A 17321-nucleotide genomic window follows, 5' to 3' on the forward strand; every position below is an offset into this window, starting at 1 on the left:
AGTGGATTCTGTGATACGCGTTTTATATTTTGAAGTTGCATGGAAAAGGATTTATGAGTGTCGAGAACTTGGAATATACGGAGAGGATACGCAATAGAGTTTTAAGTGCGGTTACCCTTATTTTTACGTTTGTGATGCTTGCTTTGGTCACATTTAATGTTTTTTACAACTCGCAATATTTATTGGCATTTATAGAAGGGCTATTTGCTTTTTTGTCTCTCTATATTTTTTTTAAATGTCGAAAGGGGCACTGCCACCCCTATCTGGTGTTTTTCTATTTATTGAGTATTGCGCTGCTTATCCTCACTGCTAATTTGCTCCTTCCTTTGACGGATGTTGTTTTTTTGTGGGCTTTTTTCTTCCCGACGATTTCCTATTTATTGCTAGGGGGAGCGTTGGGCTTTAAATTGACCACAATTGTCTTTGTTTCAGTTGGAGCGGTGTTATTAGCTAGGCTCTTTGATAATCAGATATTTGACTACGGGCCTGTTACGATAAACTTCGCTACTTGCTACATTACGATCTGGTGTGTCACTCACTTTTTTGAATTAAGCCGCGCTAAAGCCAATACTTCTCTCTCTAAGCTGGCGTTGACTGATGCCCTTACGGGTACAAGTAACCGTCTTGCTTTTACGAGTTCTTTTGCCAGTTTCGTTGGTGACTATCTACTGATGTTTGATATTGATGATTTCAAGCATATTAATGATGAGTATGGTCATGATATTGGCGACAAGGCTCTATCTGAAATCGGGGGCTGTTTGAAGGCAGAGGTCGGTAATGAGAGAGTGTTCCGTGTTGGTGGTGAGGAGTTTTGTGTCTGGATTTCCGCAAAACATATGTCTGAAGCCATCACTAAAGCGAATAGGCTGAGAGAAGCGATTTCAAATATCCAATTGAAAGCGGATAGTCGTGATGTCTACCTGACACTGAGTGGTGGACTTGTGAAGAACGAGTATCATACTGAATCTGATTTGCTTAAGTATGCAGACCAACTCATGTATCAAGCTAAGATGAATGGTAAAGATCAAATTACTCACTGTGCTGAAGCTGCGTAGACACGCTTAAAGTATTTGTTATGACCAAAACCTTTATAAAGTTGAAAAAGGGAATCTTAAACTCACCGGCGCACAGGGTGAGTTCAGATTCCCTTATTGTTGACTAAAATATTGAGTTCTTACTTTTAATTAGCTTTCAAATGAAAGTTTATCGCCAAACGTCTCTTTCCAGTCTTTATCGAACTGCTCAACCGCCGGTTTTACTGCTGGGTGAGCGAACATTTGTGCCGCCACATCGGTTGGCAATGTAATGGCTTCGATGCCCAGTTTCATCACCTCCATCGCTTGTTGAGTGTTCTTGAAGCTGGCTGCCAAAATCTTCGCTGGTAGTTGGTTTTGATCGAGCAACAATTGAAGATCCGCGACCACTTCAACACCGTTGCCGTTCATCGCATCAATGCGGTTTACGTAAGGTGCTAGGTAGTCTGCACCGCACAGTGCCGCAAGGAAACCCTGTTGAGCTGAATAGATAGCGGTAGCAAGAACCTGAATTCCCTCTTTTTTCATTAGCTTAATTGCCGCTAAGCCGGTTTCTGTTGCTGGCACTTTTACCACCATATCGTAAGGCAATTCATTCAGTTGGCGCGCTTCTGCCAGCATACCTTCGACGGTTGAACTCACGACTTGAGCGTGAAAGCGAGGTGTACCGCCAAGTGCTTCTTGCATGCCTGCTAGGGTTTCATTCAGTCCCTGTTTTGACTTCGCCAAAATGCTTGGGTTTGTCGTCACGCCTTTTAGCGGTAGGCATTGGTTAAAGCGTTTTACTTCTGCCACATCAGCAGTATCTAAATAAAGTTCGATCATGGTTTCTACCTTAAACAAAATCTTCGTTTTGATGATGGGATCACTATAGATCTGACAATCGAACGAGATCTTGATTTTGATCAATTGAAATTTCATTTGAAACTATAGTAATTTCATTAAATGAAAGTTAGGTGAAACTTGTAAACGCTCAAATGAAGCTTTCAGTTCGAACAAAGAAAAGCTGTTTATAAGACTTAACCAGCAAGAAACGGATTAAGTACACAGCGGTAGCACAGACCAAGAGGCAAGCAGAGATGTATTTCAATATTCAACGATTCTCTACCCATGATGGCGATGGCATTCGTTCCATTCTTTTTCTTAAAGGATGCAGCTTGTCTTGCCCTTGGTGTCAAAACCCAGAAAGTCGCAGCGAAAAGCATTCACTGTTGTTTGATCAGCGAAGCTGCATGGAAGATTGCCAGCTGTGCGTTTCTGCTTATCAAGCTACAACTCAATCTACTGCGGGTAGTGAAACGGTGAGCGATGGTATTCAACGCATCGACAACCAGATCATCATCAATCGCAAAGCCATCAAAGAAGACCAACTGATCGCGCTGCGAAACGTCTGTCCTACGCAAGCACTGACCGTCTGCGGTGAAGAAGCGAAATCAGACATGTTGTTCGACACCTTGATGAAAGACAAACCTTTCTACGACCAAAGCCAAGGTGGTGTGACCTTCTCCGGTGGTGAGCCACTCATGCAAGCCGATTTGGTGGCAGAACTCGCGCAGCGTCTGCATGACAACCAAGTCTCTACGGCTATTGAATCGTGCATGCATGTGCCGTGGAAGAACGTCGAAAAAGCCGCGCCGCACATTGATTGCTGGTTGGCGGATTTAAAACACACCGATGAAGAGAAGTTTCTTAGCTGGGCGAAAGGTTCACTGAAACGTATCAAAGACAATTTCCGAAAACTGGCACCTATCGCGAAACGCATTGTGATTCGCGTTCCCGTGGTGCCGGGGTTCAATGACAGCATCGAAGAGTTGAAAGACATCATCGATTTTGCGGCTTCACTAGAAAGCTGCCAAGAACTTCACTTGCTGCCGTACCACACGCTCGGCATCAATAAATACCGTTTGCTCGATATGCCTTACGAGTGTTCTGACAAGCCATTAAACAAACCAGAACTACTAGAAAGCGCGATGCAATACGCAAGCGAAAACACCCAACTTAACGTGATTGTAAGAGGTTAACTATGGACCTGAATTACCTTCCTGAGCGTATCAAAGCGCACAAATCGGCACTGGTAAATATCGTAACGCCACCTGTCTGTACCGAGCGCGCAGAGGCATACACTCGTGCTTATCAAGCAAACGAAGACAAACCTGTGATTGTTCAACGTGCGCTAGCACTGCAAGAGCACTTACGCACTCGTACTATTTGGATTAAACACGATGAGCTAATCGTCGGTAACCAAGCGAGCAAAGTACGCGCTGCGCCTATTTTCCCAGAATACACAGTGCGTTGGATTGAAGCGGAAATTGATGAGCTAGCCGACCGTCCTGGTGCAGGTTTTGCGGTCACTGAAGAAGATAAGCAAAGCATCCACAGCATCACACCATATTGGCGCGGTAAAACCGTTCAAGACCGTTGTTATGGTTTGTTTACTGATGAGCAGCAAGAGATCTTAGCCAGCACCATCATTAAAGCTGAAGGCAACATGACTTCTGGTGATGCGCACCTTGCGGTGGATAACGAGAAAATTCTTAAACTAGGCATGAACGGTTTGTTAGAGGATGTTCGTCAGCACCGTGCTAACAATGATGTTTCGACCTTTGAAGGCTTGAAGAAAGAGCAGTTCTATAAATCAGTCGAAATCGTGCTGCTTGCGATTCAAGATCACATGGTGAGCTACGCTGAATTGGCGGCAAAAATGGCGCTTGAAGAGACGCGCCCGCTGCGCAAAGCTGAGTTAGAAAGCATTGCGGCAAACTGTCGTCATGTAGCAAGTCACGCACCAGAAAACTTCTGGCAAGCACTGCAATTGAGCTACTTTGTTCAATTGATGCTACAAATCGAATCGAACGGTCACTCGGTTTCTTTCGGTCGTATGGACCAGTTCCTCAACGAGTTTTATGTTCGTGATATCGAAAACGGCACAATTGAGAAAGACTTTGCATTAGAGCTTTTACAAAGCTGTTGGTTGAAGCTGCTTGAAGTAAACAAGATCCGCTCTGGTGCGCACTCGAAAGCATCGGCAGGTTCTCCGCTGTATCAAAACGTGTGTATCGGTGGTCAGAAGTTGAATGAAAAGGGTGAGCCTGAAGACGCAGTGAATCCCCTTTCTTGGGCGATTCTAGAATCTTGTGGTCAGTTACGTTCGACGCAACCTAACTTGAGTGTGCGTTACCATGAAGGTTTGAACCAAGAATTCCTGATGGGTTGTATCGAAGTGATTAAATGCGGCTTCGGTATGCCTGCGTTCAACAACGATGAGATTGTCATCCCTGAATTCATCAAGCTTGGCGTAGAGAAAGAAGACGCTTACAACTACGCCTCTATCGGCTGTATCGAGACTGCGGTTCCCGGCAAATGGGGTTACCGTTGTACGGGCATGAGCTTCATTAACTTCGCTCGTATCCTGCTCGCTTCATTGAACGAAGGTGTGGATGCAACAACGGGTAAAGCCTTCTTGCCGCACGATAAGTCATTAGCAAAAGGTAACTTTGAGAACTTTGAGCAAGTGACGGCTTCTTGGGCAGAGCAAATCCGCTACTACACCCGTAAATCGATTGAGATTGATACGGTAGTCGACAGTGTGCTTGAACAGCAGGCACAAGACATCTTCTGTTCAACGCTGGTGGATGACTGTTTGGCTCGCGGTAAAACTGTGAAAGAAGGTGGCGCGAAATACGATTGGGTATCTGGCTTGCAAGTCGGTATCGCGAACTTGGGTAACAGCCTAGCAGCCATCAAGCACCTTGTTTTCGATGACGCGCAGATTACTCAGCCTGAGCTAGCAAAAGCATTGGCTGAAGATTTCGACGGAATGGAGAACGAGCAGCTTCGCCAACGTCTTATCAACTTTGCACCAAAATACGGTAACGATGATGACGCAGTAGACCAACTACTGTCAGATGCGTACCAAGTGTACATTGATGAGCTAGAGCAGTTTGTTAATACGCGTCATGGTCGAGGTCCAATTGGCGGCGGTTACTACGCTGGTACATCAAGTATTTCGGCAAACGTCCCATTCGGAGCCTCAACCATGGCAACGCCGGACGGTCGTAAAGCGAAAACGCCATTGGCAGAAGGTGCAAGCCCATCGTCTGGCTCAGACCGTTTAGGTCCAACGGCAGTGTACAACTCGGTCGGTAAGATCCAAGCGAATAAGATTCTTGGTGGCGTGCTGCTTAACCAGAAGTTAAGCCCAGCAGCGGTTGAGTCTGAAGGGGATAAGCTCAAGCTTTCTATGTTGATCCGTACCTTCTTCAACCACCACAAAGGTTGGCACGTGCAGTACAACATCGTCTCTCGTGAGACCTTGTTAGCCGCGAAGAAGAACCCGGAGCAATATCGTGATCTTGTTGTGCGAGTTGCAGGCTACTCAGCCTTCTTCACCGCGCTATCACCAGATGCACAAGACGACATCATCGCACGTACTGAGCACGAACTGTAAGTACACTCACTAAGTAAAACAAAAGGCACCGATTGGTGCCTTTTTACTGATTAACAAACTAATAGATCTAATTTTGCATTGATTAGATGAGTTAAAAGAGAAACTTATTCTGATAGGCCAGGACAATGCTTCGTATCATTTTAAGCGGTTAAAGTGTCAGAAGACACCATTTGCGTTCTCGATATCGCCCCCACTTAGTAAAGAATAAACTCGCATCGAAAAGTCTAAGGCTTGAATTGAATCCCAGTGCTCTACAATTCTGCCGTCTTCGACTCGCCATGTATCGATGATATTCAGCCCTTTTTGATCATTTCCTCTATCGTCTCTATCTAACGTTGCATGGGAATGAAAAATTACATAGTCACCATCAACATAGATGTGTTTAACGTCGTAGGTATAATCTGGATACTCCTCTACAAACTCCCTAAGAAAGTTGACTAGACCTGTCACTTTGTCAGGTAAATTTCTATTGTGCTGCATATAAGTACTTTCGTCGTAGTTTTTCAATATGTAGTCAAAGTCGTGGTTGTTCATCAGGTTTTGCACAAAATCAGTGACTAGTTCTGCGTTTTTCCGTTCTTGCTCCGTCCAGTTCGCCTTCTCTAATGAGGGTAAATCAATGGCTAATATCTCTTTTGACTGTGCGTATACAGTTGAACTTAACAACAGGAAAATAAATGGTATTACGACTCTAAACATAAATAACTCCAATGGCTGATTTAGGTATACATTGATAACCATAGTAATTAATAGTAACTTGCATAACAAGAAGGCACTAGATCCTCGGTTAGGCACATTTTGGTAACTGGCAATGAATGGATAGAAGAATGAGGAATAAAAAATGACAAACGCACAGAGCACAACTAGAAGGGTTTTCCATAACAATACTGATTGCCCTGTACGCAACGTAGTTGCACAGATAGGCGACAAGTGGTCTTTACTTATTCTTTTTGCACTTGTTGATGGCCCTGAGCGGTTTAATGCACTGAAAGCAAGAATAGAGGGGATCTCTCAGCGTATGCTTACTCAGACTTTGCGTGATTTGGAGAGGGAAGGGTATGTGGATAGAACCGTATACCCTGAAGTACCAGTGAGAGTTGAGTATGCACTTACCCTTTTAGGTAGTGAACTTGTTAAGCCTGTCTACGCTCTAGTTTGTTGGGCTGATGATCATCGAGAAGAGATCGAACTCGCTCGCAGAAATTACGATGAAAATCACTAGACTGTTTTGGTGGCTAATTATTCAATTCATATGAGTTATGTTTTATATTTGTGGTGTGTCACATTTTGAACGTTATTAATCGAGTTCTCACTCACCATTTAATCACTATACTCTACCATTAATTATGCAATCTAATGAATATTTGGAAATGCATTTTTATGGGGAATGAATATGAGAGAAATGGAATATGACTATCCTTCTAACTATAACTTAATTTCTATTACCGACCCGTCTAGTTACATCAAGTATGCGAGCGCTAACTTCAATGAAGTCGCGGGCTTTGATGATGGCGAGTTAATTGGTCAACCTCATAATGTTGTTCGGCATCCCGATATGCCAAAACAGGCTTTTAAAGATTTATGGTTGCACCTGAAAAGTGGCAAACACTGGATGGGGATGGTTAAAAACAAGAGAAAGAATGGCGGGTATTATTGGGTGGATGCGTTTGCCTCCCCAGTAAAGAGCAACGGAAAAACAGTAGAATATCAATCTGTTAGATTTAAACCAGAACGGGCATATGTAAAAAGAGCAGAAAAGGCGTACTCAAAGCTAAATGCAGGTTCTAAACCAATTCAAATGTATTTTCCAAGAACGCGCCTTTGGATGAGAGCCGCGTTTTTTATTTTAGTATCTAGTGCTTTAGGTATGACGCTCGAAACGTTAGGTCAGCCCTCTTGGGTGGCTTTCATGGCGGTTTCTTTGTTGTCAATCTTAGCGATTTATGTTTTGACACGATCATTAGAAAAGCTAGCAAAACAATCAAGAAAGGATTTTGATAATCCTCTAATGGAGTACATTTATTGCAATAAAATTAATGATATAGCAGAGATTGAGCTAGCAATGAAAATGAGAAAGCAATACGCAAATGCTTTGCTCGGAAGAATTAGTATTTCAGTCAAAGATTCATGTGACTCGACTCAGCAAAACGCGGATAAAGCTGCAGTCAACAGCGAAAGCGTTACTGAAAATCTCAGCGCACAGAAAGTCCAAATTGATTCCGTATCGGTCGCTGTGAATGAAATGCAAGCATCTTCATCTGAAATATCGGTGAATGCTCAAGCGACGGCAGATACGACATTAAAAGCCCAGCACACAATGACAGAAAGCCGCACTGTGATTGATGGAGTTAACCTTTCAGTTCTTGATCTCGTGGATGAGCTAGGACAAATATCTGAGGTGGTCACGCGTTTAAACAACCAAACAGAACAAGTAGGTTCAGTTGTGGAAGTAATCAGTGATATTGCTGAACAAACCAACCTATTAGCATTGAATGCCGCTATAGAAGCAGCCAGAGCGGGTGAGCAAGGTCGAGGTTTTGCTGTTGTTGCTGATGAAGTAAGAACATTGGCTAAACGGACTCAAGAGTCGACGACGTCAATAAAGGCAGTAATAGAGAATATTCAGCAAGGTAGTCAATCAGCAGTACTCGCGCTCAAGAAAGGGAACGAGAAATCAACGGGTACAGTATCTTTGCTAAATTCGTCTTTAGATTGTATTCAACAGCTTGAAGACCTTGTGCAGGATGTGGTTGAACGCAATCAACAAATAGCAGTTGCAATTGAAGAGCAAGTATATGTAACTGATGAAATTAATGAAAATATTCAAACCATAAACCTTAAGTACAATGAGTCTTATGAGTTAATGACAGAAACAAACAAAATGAATGAAACAGTAAGAAAAAGTACAGAGGACTTGGCAGAAATGATTCAAAAGTTCGCTTAACTATAGTAGCAAAGGCTAAAAGTAGTGAGGGGATCAATTATCTGGAGTTTGTTGGTTTTATAAACATGCGCAATGATAAAAATGTTGGATTGATTCAGACAAAAAGGCACCGATCGGTGCCTTTTGCGTTTTGGCGTGCGTCTATTTACCCATATGTTCGTGGCGCATTCTACCGCAAGATCGACTGCACCATTTGTAATGGAAGAAAATTAGCGAGTCTTAAGATTAGCTTTCTTGTTGTTTGACGAATTGTCCCGGTGTCATGCCGAAATGGTTTTTGAACGCTCTAGTAAAATGGGATTGGTCATTAAAGCCAAGCTCGTGCGCCGTTAAAGCGATATTGACTGAGCTAGAAGAGAGTGCCACTCGTGCTTGCTCCAAACGCTTGTTCATCAGGTACTGATAAGGCGTAACGCCGATGAGCTTTTTGAATTCCCTCAGGAAGTAAAACTTACTACACCCAAGCAAGTCTGCGAGGTCATCAACCGCGATGTTGTTGCCGATGTTTTCTTCGATGTATTGGTCAATCTTATCGACTTGGTGTTGGTCGAACTTAGAGGCTGCAATCTGGTTGTTCTTAAGGTCAAAGTAGTTGGAGTAGTTTTGAATGTAGTGAGTTGCCAGCAGTGAAACCAAGTTACTGAGGTAGATTTTGCCATTTCGCCCTTTGGCTTTCGCTTCCAACATAAACAGCTCAATGATGCCTTTGATGGTCTCATCCAACACGTTGTAGTTGTTCAAAAATTGCAGCTCAATTCCCTCTAAATTTAGCGGGCAGTGTGAGAAAAACTCTTGTTCTTCAATCGCCAAAATCACGAAGTAACAAGGCTCTGCCACATCATGGGTAAACGGGGTTTTAGGTGGATTAATCCAAATGTTGCCCGGGCTGGTTTTCAGATCGGCGAACGTGCCATCCTTTTCGACGCTCCAGTTCAAATCTTTTTCTAGTGCCAATGCAAAGTAGAAGTAAGGGGTGTAGACATTCTTCGGGTAGAAATAAGGGGACGTGCCTTTTTCTACCAATACGCCCGACCAATCTAATCCATGGTTTGAAAACTCAATATCCAGCACGTCGCCACAGCTTGATAGCGCATTAGATTCAGAGTCATAAAACTTAAGCTCGGACTTCATTTTCTTTCCTTTGTTCTCTTCCACTTGCTAGCTGAAATTAGCCGAGTTTTGCACATTTCGTCAACTCATTGAGGGGGCAATAAAGTACAAAAATTTGGGCAGGAATGTTCAATCTTCTCTCGCGGTGCAGCGCTAATCTATACCCAAGTTAGCCGGACAGCTCAGGCAAAATATAAGACAGAGAGGATGCCATGTTTAAGAAATCGCTTTTACTACTATTAGGTAGTTTGCCGTTCACCACCTTTGCTCACTCAGTTTCTGCAAATGACAACAACACGAACCTAGCTTTAGAGGACACCACCATGAAACACATCGAACTCAATACTCAAGTTGGTCAACTAGCTGCAAACCTTTACCTACCAAAAGGTGCGAAAAATGCCCCAGTTGTTATCGTGACGGGTGCGTGGACAACGGTGAAAGAGCAGATGCCAGCGGTGTATGCTCAAGCATTGGCAGAGCGAGGTTATGCTGCATTGACGTTTGATTTCCGTGGTTGGGGTGAAAGCAAAGACCAAGTGATGTACTTAGAAGATCCTGCACGTAAAACTGCAGATATTCGCGCAGTGATTGAAGCGATGAGCCAACTCGATGGCGTTGATGCATCACGCATCGGTGGTTTGGGTATCTGTGCATCGGCGGGCTACATGCTAGATGCGGTTGCCGGTAATGACAAAGTAAAAGCCGCGGCAGTGGTTGCTCCTTGGCTGCACGATAAAGCGATGGCGACTGAAATTTATGGTGGCGAAGAAAGCGCTAAAAACTTACTCGCAGCAGCGGAAGAGGCAGCACATTCAGCGACTCCCGTTTACATCGAAGCGGCAAGCACAACCAATGAGAACGCACTGATGTTCCAAGCGCCTTACTACACAGAGACTGACCGCGGTTTGATTCCTGAATATGACAACCAATACAACGTTGCATCATGGAGTGGTTGGTTGAACTACGATGCTCAAGCAAGTGCAGCAACACAAGATAAACCAGTGCTAATGGTGGCATCTGAAGCCATGGCTCTGCCTGCTGGTGCGCATTGTTACATCGAGAATGCCGGTAGCAACGTTAACGCAGTATGGTTATACGACATCAATCAATTCGATTTCTACGACCAACCAGAAGCGGTAAAACTGGCTGTCGATGAAGTTGTAGAGCACTTCGAAGCGAACCTATAAGGAATCGTATGATGAAACTTAAACAACTGTGGTTGATGTTTATCGGAGTGATTGCCATGAATGTGAATGCTCAAACCATGTCTTTGGACGAAGCGAAAATTCGTAGCAACATTAACAGCTTCTCAGCTTTGGCAGACCAAGGTGCATTTGAATACTTAGGTCGATTGTTCGCTCCAGTATTGACGGTGGATTACACCACGCTGTTTGGTGGTGAAGCTCAGCAAGTCAAACGCCAAGACTTAATGCAGCAGTGGGCGGGGTTCCTACCTGGGTTTGATGCGACATTCCATGACTTGAGCAATTTGAACGTCTCTATTGATGGTGATACGGCGAGCGCGACGGTGGATTTCACTGCAAGTCATTGGCTCGGTGCAGAGGGTTTCTGGGCAGTGTCGGGTGAATACGAGTTTGGGTTGCAACGAGCAGGCGATAACTGGCAAATCACCTCAGTGAAACTGAATCGAAAAGCAGAGCAAGGCAGCCGAGATATCCTGGCAGAAGCGCCCAAGCATGCGGCGCAAAACCTAAAAGCGCGCGAAGCACTGAAAGTGACATACTAATAAACGCGTCAGAGCGTCACAAAGGCACCAATTGGTGCCTTTTCTGTTTGAGCTTTATCGTGTTTGGCAACATAACCATTTGATTAATTGAGTGGTTTCAATAGGGTAGGAGGCAGTTTCAAAAAGAAGGGTAGAAGAACGGATGTTTTTACTCATCGCAATATTTGCAGGGGTAGCGGCGTTAATTTGGTTTTATCGAGAAGGGCAAGTCATTGGCTTAAACCGGATCCTCGGCATACTTTATTTTATTACTTACGCTGTGGTGTATTTGTACGTTCCACCATTTCTCGAAATGGGGCATCAATACATTGGCAAAACTTACGAGTTGCTCCCCATTGCCTGCCTTTATGGCATTTTGCACCCAGATCCTGAGGAAGCAACGACTGAACAGAAGGCGATAAGCTTTTTTTCATGGTGTGGCTTGATCTTTATCAGCTGTTTCTTGTTGTATTTCAAAATGAATGTCTGGTGAGGAGAGCGAGCATGCAAATAGTCAAAGCCAATCTCAGTCATTTAGAGGCGTTTAAGCAGTATGTTGAAAAGTGTGCTCAGGTGGGAATGGAAATGTACGTCGCCGCCCAAAGCGACAGTGAAGCGCTGCTGGAAAAACGAATTGGATACGCGAAAGGCGAAGGTTTGCCGGAAGGTTGGACGCCGTCTTTGACATACTTCTGTATCGAGCAAGGTGTAATACTTGGTTCGATTCGGGTTCGTGATGGTAATAACGACTACCTTGAAAATGTGATTGGGCACATTGGTTACGAAACTGCGCCAGATGTTCAAGGCAAAGGCATCGCTACATTCATGTTGAACTGGGTGAAAGCCGAGGTTCTTGAAGGCAGCGCTATCGTGACTTGTGATGTGAACAATACCGCATCAAGACGCGTGATCGAAAAGGCGGGTGGCGAGTTTCTCAATACATTTTATTCAGAACAAGACCAATACGAAGTGCGCCGCTATCGAGTCATAGCTGGGTGATACCTCGTTGTCCCTACTTAACAACGTAAGGATTACGGAGTGATTGAAAGAAAGCGCGGTATCTATAGCTAAGTAACCTCGAGGTTCTTGGAGCTGCGACAACAAGAATTAAATGAATCTGGTTAAAAGTGCTTTCGGCCTGCTCTACAAGAACAATCAGGGCATGCATTGTCGCTTTACCATGAAACCGATAAGCTGTTTAGCATCTTGCCAAAATAGCAGTATTAGGAAGCGCATCATGGATCTCGATATCTACCAAGTGGACTCTTTCACCACTGAACCTTTTAAAGGAAACCCTGCTGGAGTCTGCCTCTCACAAGAACCGTTACCAGAGGCATTGATGTTCTCTATCGCTGAAGAAATGGCGGTATCAGAAACCGCTTTTCTCTGTTTGAAAGACATGAGACTGCGTTGGTTCACACCTAAAGTCGAAGTGGCGCTATGTGGTCATGGAACATTAGCCACAGCGCAAATCTTAAAAGAACAAGGATTAGCGAAGGTTGGCGATACCATTGCCTTTCAAACTCTCTCTGGTGAGCTTCATGCAAAAGTAAACGAGTCGACAATTGAGCTCGACTTTCCTTCGACTCAGCTTGAAATGGATGTTGAGCAAGATGCTACATTGCTAGCGGCGCTTGGATTGAAAGCAGAGCAGGTGGTTTCTTACGCTCAGTTTGACAGCAAAGGCTTTATTGAAGTCGACAGTGAACAAACCGTGCTGGATCTCGAGCCTAACTTTGATGCATTAAAGAACATTCAAGGGCGCGGCGTGGTGGTAACTGCTCAATCGAATTCTTCGGATCTCGACTTTATCTCGCGCTACTTCGCCCCCTGGGTGGGCGTGAATGAAGATCCTGTCACAGGCTCAGCCCACTGCGCACTGACTCAGTTTTGGTCGCAAAAACTCGGTCAAAATCAGTTCCGCGCTTATCAAGCCTCAGCCCGCGGTGGACATTTACAAACCGAGCTGTTAGAAAACGGACGCATTAAACTGATTGGCTCCGCAAAGACGGTAATCAGCGGAAAACTAAAGGTATAAGGCGATGAAACAATCCATTATCCATATTGCTTTGGTCGTAAAAGATTACGATGAAGCGATTGATTTTTATGTGAATAAGCTGAAGTTTGAGCTGGTGGAAGATACTTACCAACCAGAGCAAGACAAACGCTGGGTTGTGGTTTCTCCACCGGGTTCTAATGGTGTGACATTATTGCTAGCTAAAGCATCTAAGCCAGAGCAGCATGACTTCATCGGTAACCAAACTGGTGGACGTGTGTTCCTATTTTTGAATACCGATGACTTCTGGCGTGATTACAACCGAATGGTAGAGCAGGGCATTAAGTTTGTTCGCCCGCCAGCGAAGCAAGACTACGGCACAGTCGCCGTATTTGAAGATCTCTATGGCAACCTGTGGGACTTGTTAGAGATGAGCCCGAGCCACCCAATGGCGTCGCGTTCATAGATTCATACTAATTGATATTAACAGCGTCTTTCGGGGCGCTTTATTTTTGATAAAAATCCTTCGCAACATTAGCGTGATCTATATCACCTATTGAACGAATCAGATAGAATGGCGGCCACTTTCAATATGCCCTTTTCTAACCGTATCTCGAAAGTGAATTAACAACTTGTTATTTAAAAGAAATTTCCTTCGAGGACGCCGCTATCATTAGTACAAACAATATCACCATGCAATTTGGTGCCGAGCCACTGTTCGAAAATATCTCTGCTAAATTTGGCAACGGCAACCGTTATGGTCTGATTGGCGCAAACGGCTGTGGTAAGTCGACATTTATGAAAATCCTGAGCGGAGCACTCGCGCCAAGCTCGGGCAACGTTTCTATTACTCCGGGGCTGAAACTGGGCGTATTGAGCCAAGATCAGTTTGCGTTCGAGCAATACAGCGTGATTGATGCCGTGATCATGGGCGACCGCAAGCTTTGGGAAGTGAAGCAGGAACGTGACCGTATCTATTCATTACCAGAAATGAGTGAAGAAGACGGCATGAAAGTCGCTGAGCTGGAAAGCGAATTCGCAGAAATGGACGGCTACACAGCAGAAAGCCGTGCTGGCGATATTTTGCTTCAAGCGGGTATTGAAGAAGAGCTGCATTTTGGTTTGATGCAGCAAGTTGCTCCGGGCTGGAAACTGCGTGTGCTTTTGGCGCAAGCTCTGTTTGCTAACCCAGATATTTTGCTGCTCGACGAACCAACCAACAACTTGGATATTCACACCATCAACTGGCTGGCGGAAGAGTTGAACCAACGTAAGTGTACGATGATCATCATCTCGCACGACCGTCACTTCCTAAACTCTGTGTGTACTCACATGGCAGATATCGATTACGGCGAACTGCGCATTTACCCTGGTAACTATGAATACTTCCTTGAGGCATCTGGCCTTCGTCGTGAGCAGTTACTGGCTTCCAACGCGAAGAAAACCGCTGAAATCAACGAACTTCAAGAATTCGTAAACCGTTTTGGTGCGAATGCATCGAAAGCAAAACAAGCCAGCTCTCGCGCGAAGAAGATGGAAAAAATCCAACTCGACGAAGTGAAAGCAAGTAGTCGTGTTAGCCCATCGATTGATTTCGGTGAGGGCAAAAAACTGCATCGTTTAGCCTTGGAACTGCAAGACCTTGGTCACTCGTTTGGTGATGAGCTGTTGTTTGAAAAAGGCAACTTGTTACTTGAAGCAGGCACTCGCCTTGCGATCATTGGTGAAAACGGTGTGGGTAAAACGACCTTGCTGCGTTGCTTAGTGAACGAACTAGAGCAAACTCAGGGCGTAGTAAAATGGTCTGAAAACGCTTCAATTGGTTACTGCCCACAGGACAGCAGTGCGGACTTCGATAATGATCTGACCATCTTTGAGTGGATCTCTCAGTGGCGTACCGTGAAGCACAATGACCTAATGGTGCGTGGCATTCTAGGCCGTTTGTTATTTACCGCTGATGATGCCAACAAAAAAGCGAAAAACTGCTCGGGTGGTGAGAAGAACCGCCTGCTGTTTGGTAAGCTAATGATGCAAGACATCAACGTTTTGGTAATGGATGAGCCAACTAACCACATGGATATGGAAGCGATTGAAGCGTTAAACAGCGCATTAAAAGACTACACGGGCACTTTGATCTTTGTTAGTCATGACCGTGAGTTTGTATCGTCATTGGCGACTTCAATCATTGATGTAAAAGACAAACAGTTGGTGAGTTTCCAAGGTACATTTGAAGAGTACATGGCACACCAACAAAAGGTGCTTAGCGCTGCGTAACCAAGCGCCGATCATCGTGAATAATTGGACGTAAAGATCGTCTTTGAGACGAAGAAAACAACAGATTATTCGCAATAGTGATTTAATCTAAACCTAATAGAGGTAAGGTGGTGAGTACAACGCTCGCCACCCACAATTAAGGAGCCGTTCATGAGCCATGAATTTATGACCGACGAAGAACGTATTGAACTGCAGAAGAACAACCCTCTGCACGGTCTTAAATTAGAAGACATGTTGCAGCAGCTTGTTGACCATTACGGTTGGGAAATCCTCGACACAGCAATGCGTATGAACTGTTTCAACACCAAGCCAAGCATTGCAAGCAGTGTTAAGTACCTGAAGAAAACAGAATGGGCTCGCGAGCGTGTAGAGAACTTCTACCTATACCGCTACAAGCGCATGCCAAAGGCATCTGAATACGAGTACAACCTGCCACCACGCGCACGTACTTTCCGTCATGGATTGGAGCCGCGTGAGCCAATGGAGCTGACGGTTGAATCGATTCTGGCTTCACAAGCTAAGGCTGCGTCTGCGCACAAAGAGCGTTCAGCTAAGCAACGCTCAGATCGTGCTCGCTTTAATAACCGCCGTCGATAAACTTTCAGTTTTCTTGTTCTTGTAGGCTCGATGTCTAAGAGCAGGATGATTTTGATGAAAAGCCAAACTACCCAGTTTGGCTTTTTTATTATCTTTTCTTCAGCTAAACCTTGCTATCAAGACCCTAGCTTAATAATCGAAGAGTACATCTGCTGCGGATCTGACTGACGACTGAATCGCGCTTGAAAGCTCTCCACCACATAATCAATAAAGGCACGTAACTTTTGCGATTGCTCTTTGTGGTAGGGGTAAACGATATATAGTGCATGCTTCTCCATCTGCCATTCAGGGGTAATTTCAACCAATTCACCTGAAGTTAATTGAGGCTCAACAAAGAAGTCTGGCAACAACGCAACCCCATGTCCGGCACATGTCGCTTGGGTGAGCGCCAAACCACTGTTGACAGTGTAAACACTCGCAGGCAGATCAACTTCCAATACCTCACTGCCATTTTGAAATGTCCAACGGCGAGACGTTGAAGAGAGGCTATAGCTAAGTAAGCGATGGTTTATAACGTCACGTGGAGATTGAAACGGCTGCGACTCTTCAAGGTATTGAGGGGAAGCGCAAAGTACACGGCGGATATCCAATAGTTTGCGCGAGCGTAGGCTAGAGTTACCCAATTCGCCTCCGCCACGAATGGCAATATCGACCCCTTGCTCAATCAAATCAATATGTTCATCACTCATCACCACTTCGATGGACAGTTCTGGATGCAGCTTCATAAACTCACAGATGATGGGGTTTAGCTCAATCAACCCTAATGACATCGGCATGCTGATTTTGAGTGTGCCCTTTAATGTGTGGGAAGACTCAATCACTGAGCGGTCTGCGTTGTTGAGTGCATCGAGAACCTGACACACTTGTTGATAATAGAGCTGACCATTATCGGTAATGTGTAAATTGCGGGTAGTACGGTTAATCAGAGGGCTTTTCAAATAGCTCTCTAATTCATTGATGTTCTTACTTATTGCGGCTTTTGAAAGGTTTAAATCTTCTGCTGCCGCGACGAAGCTACCTAGTTCCACCACTCGACGAAATACGGTTAATGCTCTGATCTTATCCACGCATTAGTTTCCTCATGTTTTTATTGTTCACTAATGGTGAACTATATAGCCACTATTATAGTGTTTATTCACTGGTGGGAGTTAATTAATATCACCTCATTCACTGAGTGCCCGACATAAGTAGGG

The 17321-nt window shown here is 44.6% G+C and carries 17 protein-coding genes; 13 read left to right on the forward strand and 4 right to left on the reverse strand.

What is annotated here, in order from left to right; translation table 11 throughout:
• Positions 1–53: 53 nt before the first annotated feature.
• Positions 54–1055 carry a GGDEF domain-containing protein gene (locus KIV41_RS09230; protein ID WP_252042295.1) on the forward strand — a complete coding sequence of 334 codons (1002 nt, stop codon included), beginning with the start codon at positions 54–56 and terminating at the stop codon, positions 1053–1055.
• A 129-nt stretch (positions 1056–1184) separates the two neighbouring features.
• Here the strand turns inward: KIV41_RS09230 and KIV41_RS09235 are convergent, their stop codons facing one another.
• Positions 1185–1859: a fructose-6-phosphate aldolase gene (locus KIV41_RS09235; protein ID WP_009697968.1), complete on the reverse strand. Its 675-nt coding sequence runs from the start codon at positions 1857–1859 to the stop codon at positions 1185–1187.
• A 254-nt stretch (positions 1860–2113) separates the two neighbouring features.
• Here KIV41_RS09235 and KIV41_RS09240 point away from each other — a divergent pair, with 254 nt between their 5' ends.
• Both KIV41_RS09240 and KIV41_RS09245 read left to right on the forward strand, forming a co-directional pair.
• Complete coding sequence (locus KIV41_RS09240; RefSeq protein WP_285336135.1) at positions 2114–3055, forward strand: glycyl-radical enzyme activating protein; 942 nt, start codon at positions 2114–2116, stop codon at positions 3053–3055.
• 2 nt (positions 3056–3057) lie between these two features.
• Entirely contained in the window at positions 3058–5481 is a 2424-nt protein-coding gene (locus KIV41_RS09245) for a formate C-acetyltransferase/glycerol dehydratase family glycyl radical enzyme (RefSeq protein ID WP_285336136.1), read from the forward strand.
• A 156-nt stretch (positions 5482–5637) separates the two neighbouring features.
• On the opposite strand, the gene KIV41_RS09250 is transcribed toward KIV41_RS09245, so the two are convergent.
• Positions 5638–6180, reverse strand: coding sequence for a nuclear transport factor 2 family protein (locus KIV41_RS09250; RefSeq protein ID WP_045387082.1), 543 nt, complete (start codon positions 6178–6180; stop codon positions 5638–5640).
• 142 nt (positions 6181–6322) lie between these two features.
• Between KIV41_RS09250 and KIV41_RS09255 the strand changes: the two genes are divergently transcribed.
• Positions 6323–6703, forward strand: coding sequence for a helix-turn-helix domain-containing protein (locus KIV41_RS09255; RefSeq protein WP_045387080.1), 381 nt, complete (start codon positions 6323–6325; stop codon positions 6701–6703).
• Between the two features lie 171 nt (positions 6704–6874).
• On the forward strand, positions 6875–8425 hold the full coding sequence (locus KIV41_RS09260; protein ID WP_285336137.1) for a PAS domain-containing methyl-accepting chemotaxis protein: 1551 nt from the start codon (positions 6875–6877) through the stop codon (positions 8423–8425).
• A 225-nt stretch (positions 8426–8650) separates the two neighbouring features.
• Here KIV41_RS09260 and KIV41_RS09265 read toward each other — a convergent pair whose 3' ends face one another.
• Entirely contained in the window at positions 8651–9556 is a 906-nt protein-coding gene (locus KIV41_RS09265; protein ID WP_285336138.1) for a helix-turn-helix transcriptional regulator, read from the reverse strand.
• 191 nt (positions 9557–9747) lie between these two features.
• On the opposite strand from KIV41_RS09265, the gene KIV41_RS09270 reads away from it, so the two are divergent.
• From KIV41_RS09270 to KIV41_RS09305, 8 genes are all read left to right on the forward strand, one after another.
• A complete protein-coding gene (locus tag KIV41_RS09270) occupies positions 9748–10722 on the forward strand; it encodes an alpha/beta hydrolase (RefSeq protein ID WP_285336139.1) in 975 nt (324 codons plus the stop codon).
• Positions 10723–10733: 11 nt separating this feature from the next.
• Positions 10734–11282: a nuclear transport factor 2 family protein gene (locus KIV41_RS09275; RefSeq protein ID WP_045385408.1), complete on the forward strand. Its 549-nt coding sequence runs from the start codon at positions 10734–10736 to the stop codon at positions 11280–11282.
• A gap of 142 nt (positions 11283–11424) precedes the next feature.
• Complete coding sequence (locus KIV41_RS09280; RefSeq protein ID WP_045385409.1) at positions 11425–11754, forward strand: hypothetical protein; 330 nt, start codon at positions 11425–11427, stop codon at positions 11752–11754.
• A gap of 11 nt (positions 11755–11765) precedes the next feature.
• Positions 11766–12260: a GNAT family N-acetyltransferase gene (locus tag KIV41_RS09285; protein WP_285336140.1), complete on the forward strand. Its 495-nt coding sequence runs from the start codon at positions 11766–11768 to the stop codon at positions 12258–12260.
• Positions 12261–12498: 238 nt separating this feature from the next.
• A complete protein-coding gene (locus KIV41_RS09290; protein WP_285336141.1) occupies positions 12499–13299 on the forward strand; it encodes a PhzF family phenazine biosynthesis protein in 801 nt (266 codons plus the stop codon).
• A 4-nt stretch (positions 13300–13303) separates the two neighbouring features.
• Entirely contained in the window at positions 13304–13723 is a 420-nt protein-coding gene (locus KIV41_RS09295; protein WP_045385414.1) for a VOC family protein, read from the forward strand.
• A gap of 203 nt (positions 13724–13926) precedes the next feature.
• On the forward strand, positions 13927–15531 hold the full coding sequence (locus KIV41_RS09300; RefSeq protein ID WP_078609968.1) for an ABC-F family ATPase: 1605 nt from the start codon (positions 13927–13929) through the stop codon (positions 15529–15531).
• Positions 15532–15696: 165 nt separating this feature from the next.
• Positions 15697–16128, forward strand: coding sequence for a VF530 family DNA-binding protein (locus tag KIV41_RS09305; RefSeq protein ID WP_005436283.1), 432 nt, complete (start codon positions 15697–15699; stop codon positions 16126–16128).
• 116 nt (positions 16129–16244) lie between these two features.
• On the opposite strand, the gene KIV41_RS09310 is transcribed toward KIV41_RS09305, so the two are convergent.
• The gene (locus KIV41_RS09310; RefSeq protein WP_285336142.1) at positions 16245–17195 is read right to left on the reverse strand and encodes a LysR family transcriptional regulator; all 951 of its coding nucleotides are present in this window, start codon (positions 17193–17195) and stop codon (positions 16245–16247) included.
• Positions 17196–17321 lie beyond the last annotated feature (126 nt).

Source organism: Vibrio sp. D401a, assembly GCF_030248515.1.
Taxonomy (GTDB): domain Bacteria; phylum Pseudomonadota; class Gammaproteobacteria; order Enterobacterales; family Vibrionaceae; genus Vibrio; species Vibrio rotiferianus.

Excerpts from the sequence above, each read along its gene's own strand:
- KIV41_RS09305 (WP_005436283.1), top strand. The coding sequence starts at position 15,697 with ATGACCGACGAAGAACGTATTGAACTGCAGAAGAACAACCCTCTGCAC.
- KIV41_RS09290 (WP_285336141.1), top strand. The coding sequence starts at position 12,499 with ATGGATCTCGATATCTACCAAGTGGACTCTTTCACCACTGAACCTTTT.
- KIV41_RS09260 (WP_285336137.1), top strand. The coding sequence starts at position 6,875 with ATGAGAGAAATGGAATATGACTATCCTTCTAACTATAACTTAATTTCT.
- KIV41_RS09230 (WP_252042295.1), top strand. The coding sequence starts at position 54 with ATGAGTGTCGAGAACTTGGAATATACGGAGAGGATACGCAATAGAGTT.
- KIV41_RS09235 (WP_009697968.1), bottom strand. The coding sequence starts at position 1,859 with ATGATCGAACTTTATTTAGATACTGCTGATGTGGCAGAAGTAAAACGC.
- KIV41_RS09255 (WP_045387080.1), top strand. The coding sequence starts at position 6,323 with ATGACAAACGCACAGAGCACAACTAGAAGGGTTTTCCATAACAATACT.
- KIV41_RS09240 (WP_285336135.1), top strand. The coding sequence starts at position 2,114 with ATGTATTTCAATATTCAACGATTCTCTACCCATGATGGCGATGGCATT.
- KIV41_RS09265 (WP_285336138.1), bottom strand. The coding sequence starts at position 9,556 with ATGAAGTCCGAGCTTAAGTTTTATGACTCTGAATCTAATGCGCTATCA.
- KIV41_RS09275 (WP_045385408.1), top strand. The coding sequence starts at position 10,734 with ATGAAACTTAAACAACTGTGGTTGATGTTTATCGGAGTGATTGCCATG.
- KIV41_RS09245 (WP_285336136.1), top strand. The coding sequence starts at position 3,058 with ATGGACCTGAATTACCTTCCTGAGCGTATCAAAGCGCACAAATCGGCA.
- KIV41_RS09250 (WP_045387082.1), bottom strand. The coding sequence starts at position 6,180 with ATGTTTAGAGTCGTAATACCATTTATTTTCCTGTTGTTAAGTTCAACT.
- KIV41_RS09285 (WP_285336140.1), top strand. The coding sequence starts at position 11,766 with ATGCAAATAGTCAAAGCCAATCTCAGTCATTTAGAGGCGTTTAAGCAG.
- KIV41_RS09295 (WP_045385414.1), top strand. The coding sequence starts at position 13,304 with ATGAAACAATCCATTATCCATATTGCTTTGGTCGTAAAAGATTACGAT.
- KIV41_RS09270 (WP_285336139.1), top strand. The coding sequence starts at position 9,748 with ATGTTTAAGAAATCGCTTTTACTACTATTAGGTAGTTTGCCGTTCACC.
- KIV41_RS09280 (WP_045385409.1), top strand. The coding sequence starts at position 11,425 with ATGTTTTTACTCATCGCAATATTTGCAGGGGTAGCGGCGTTAATTTGG.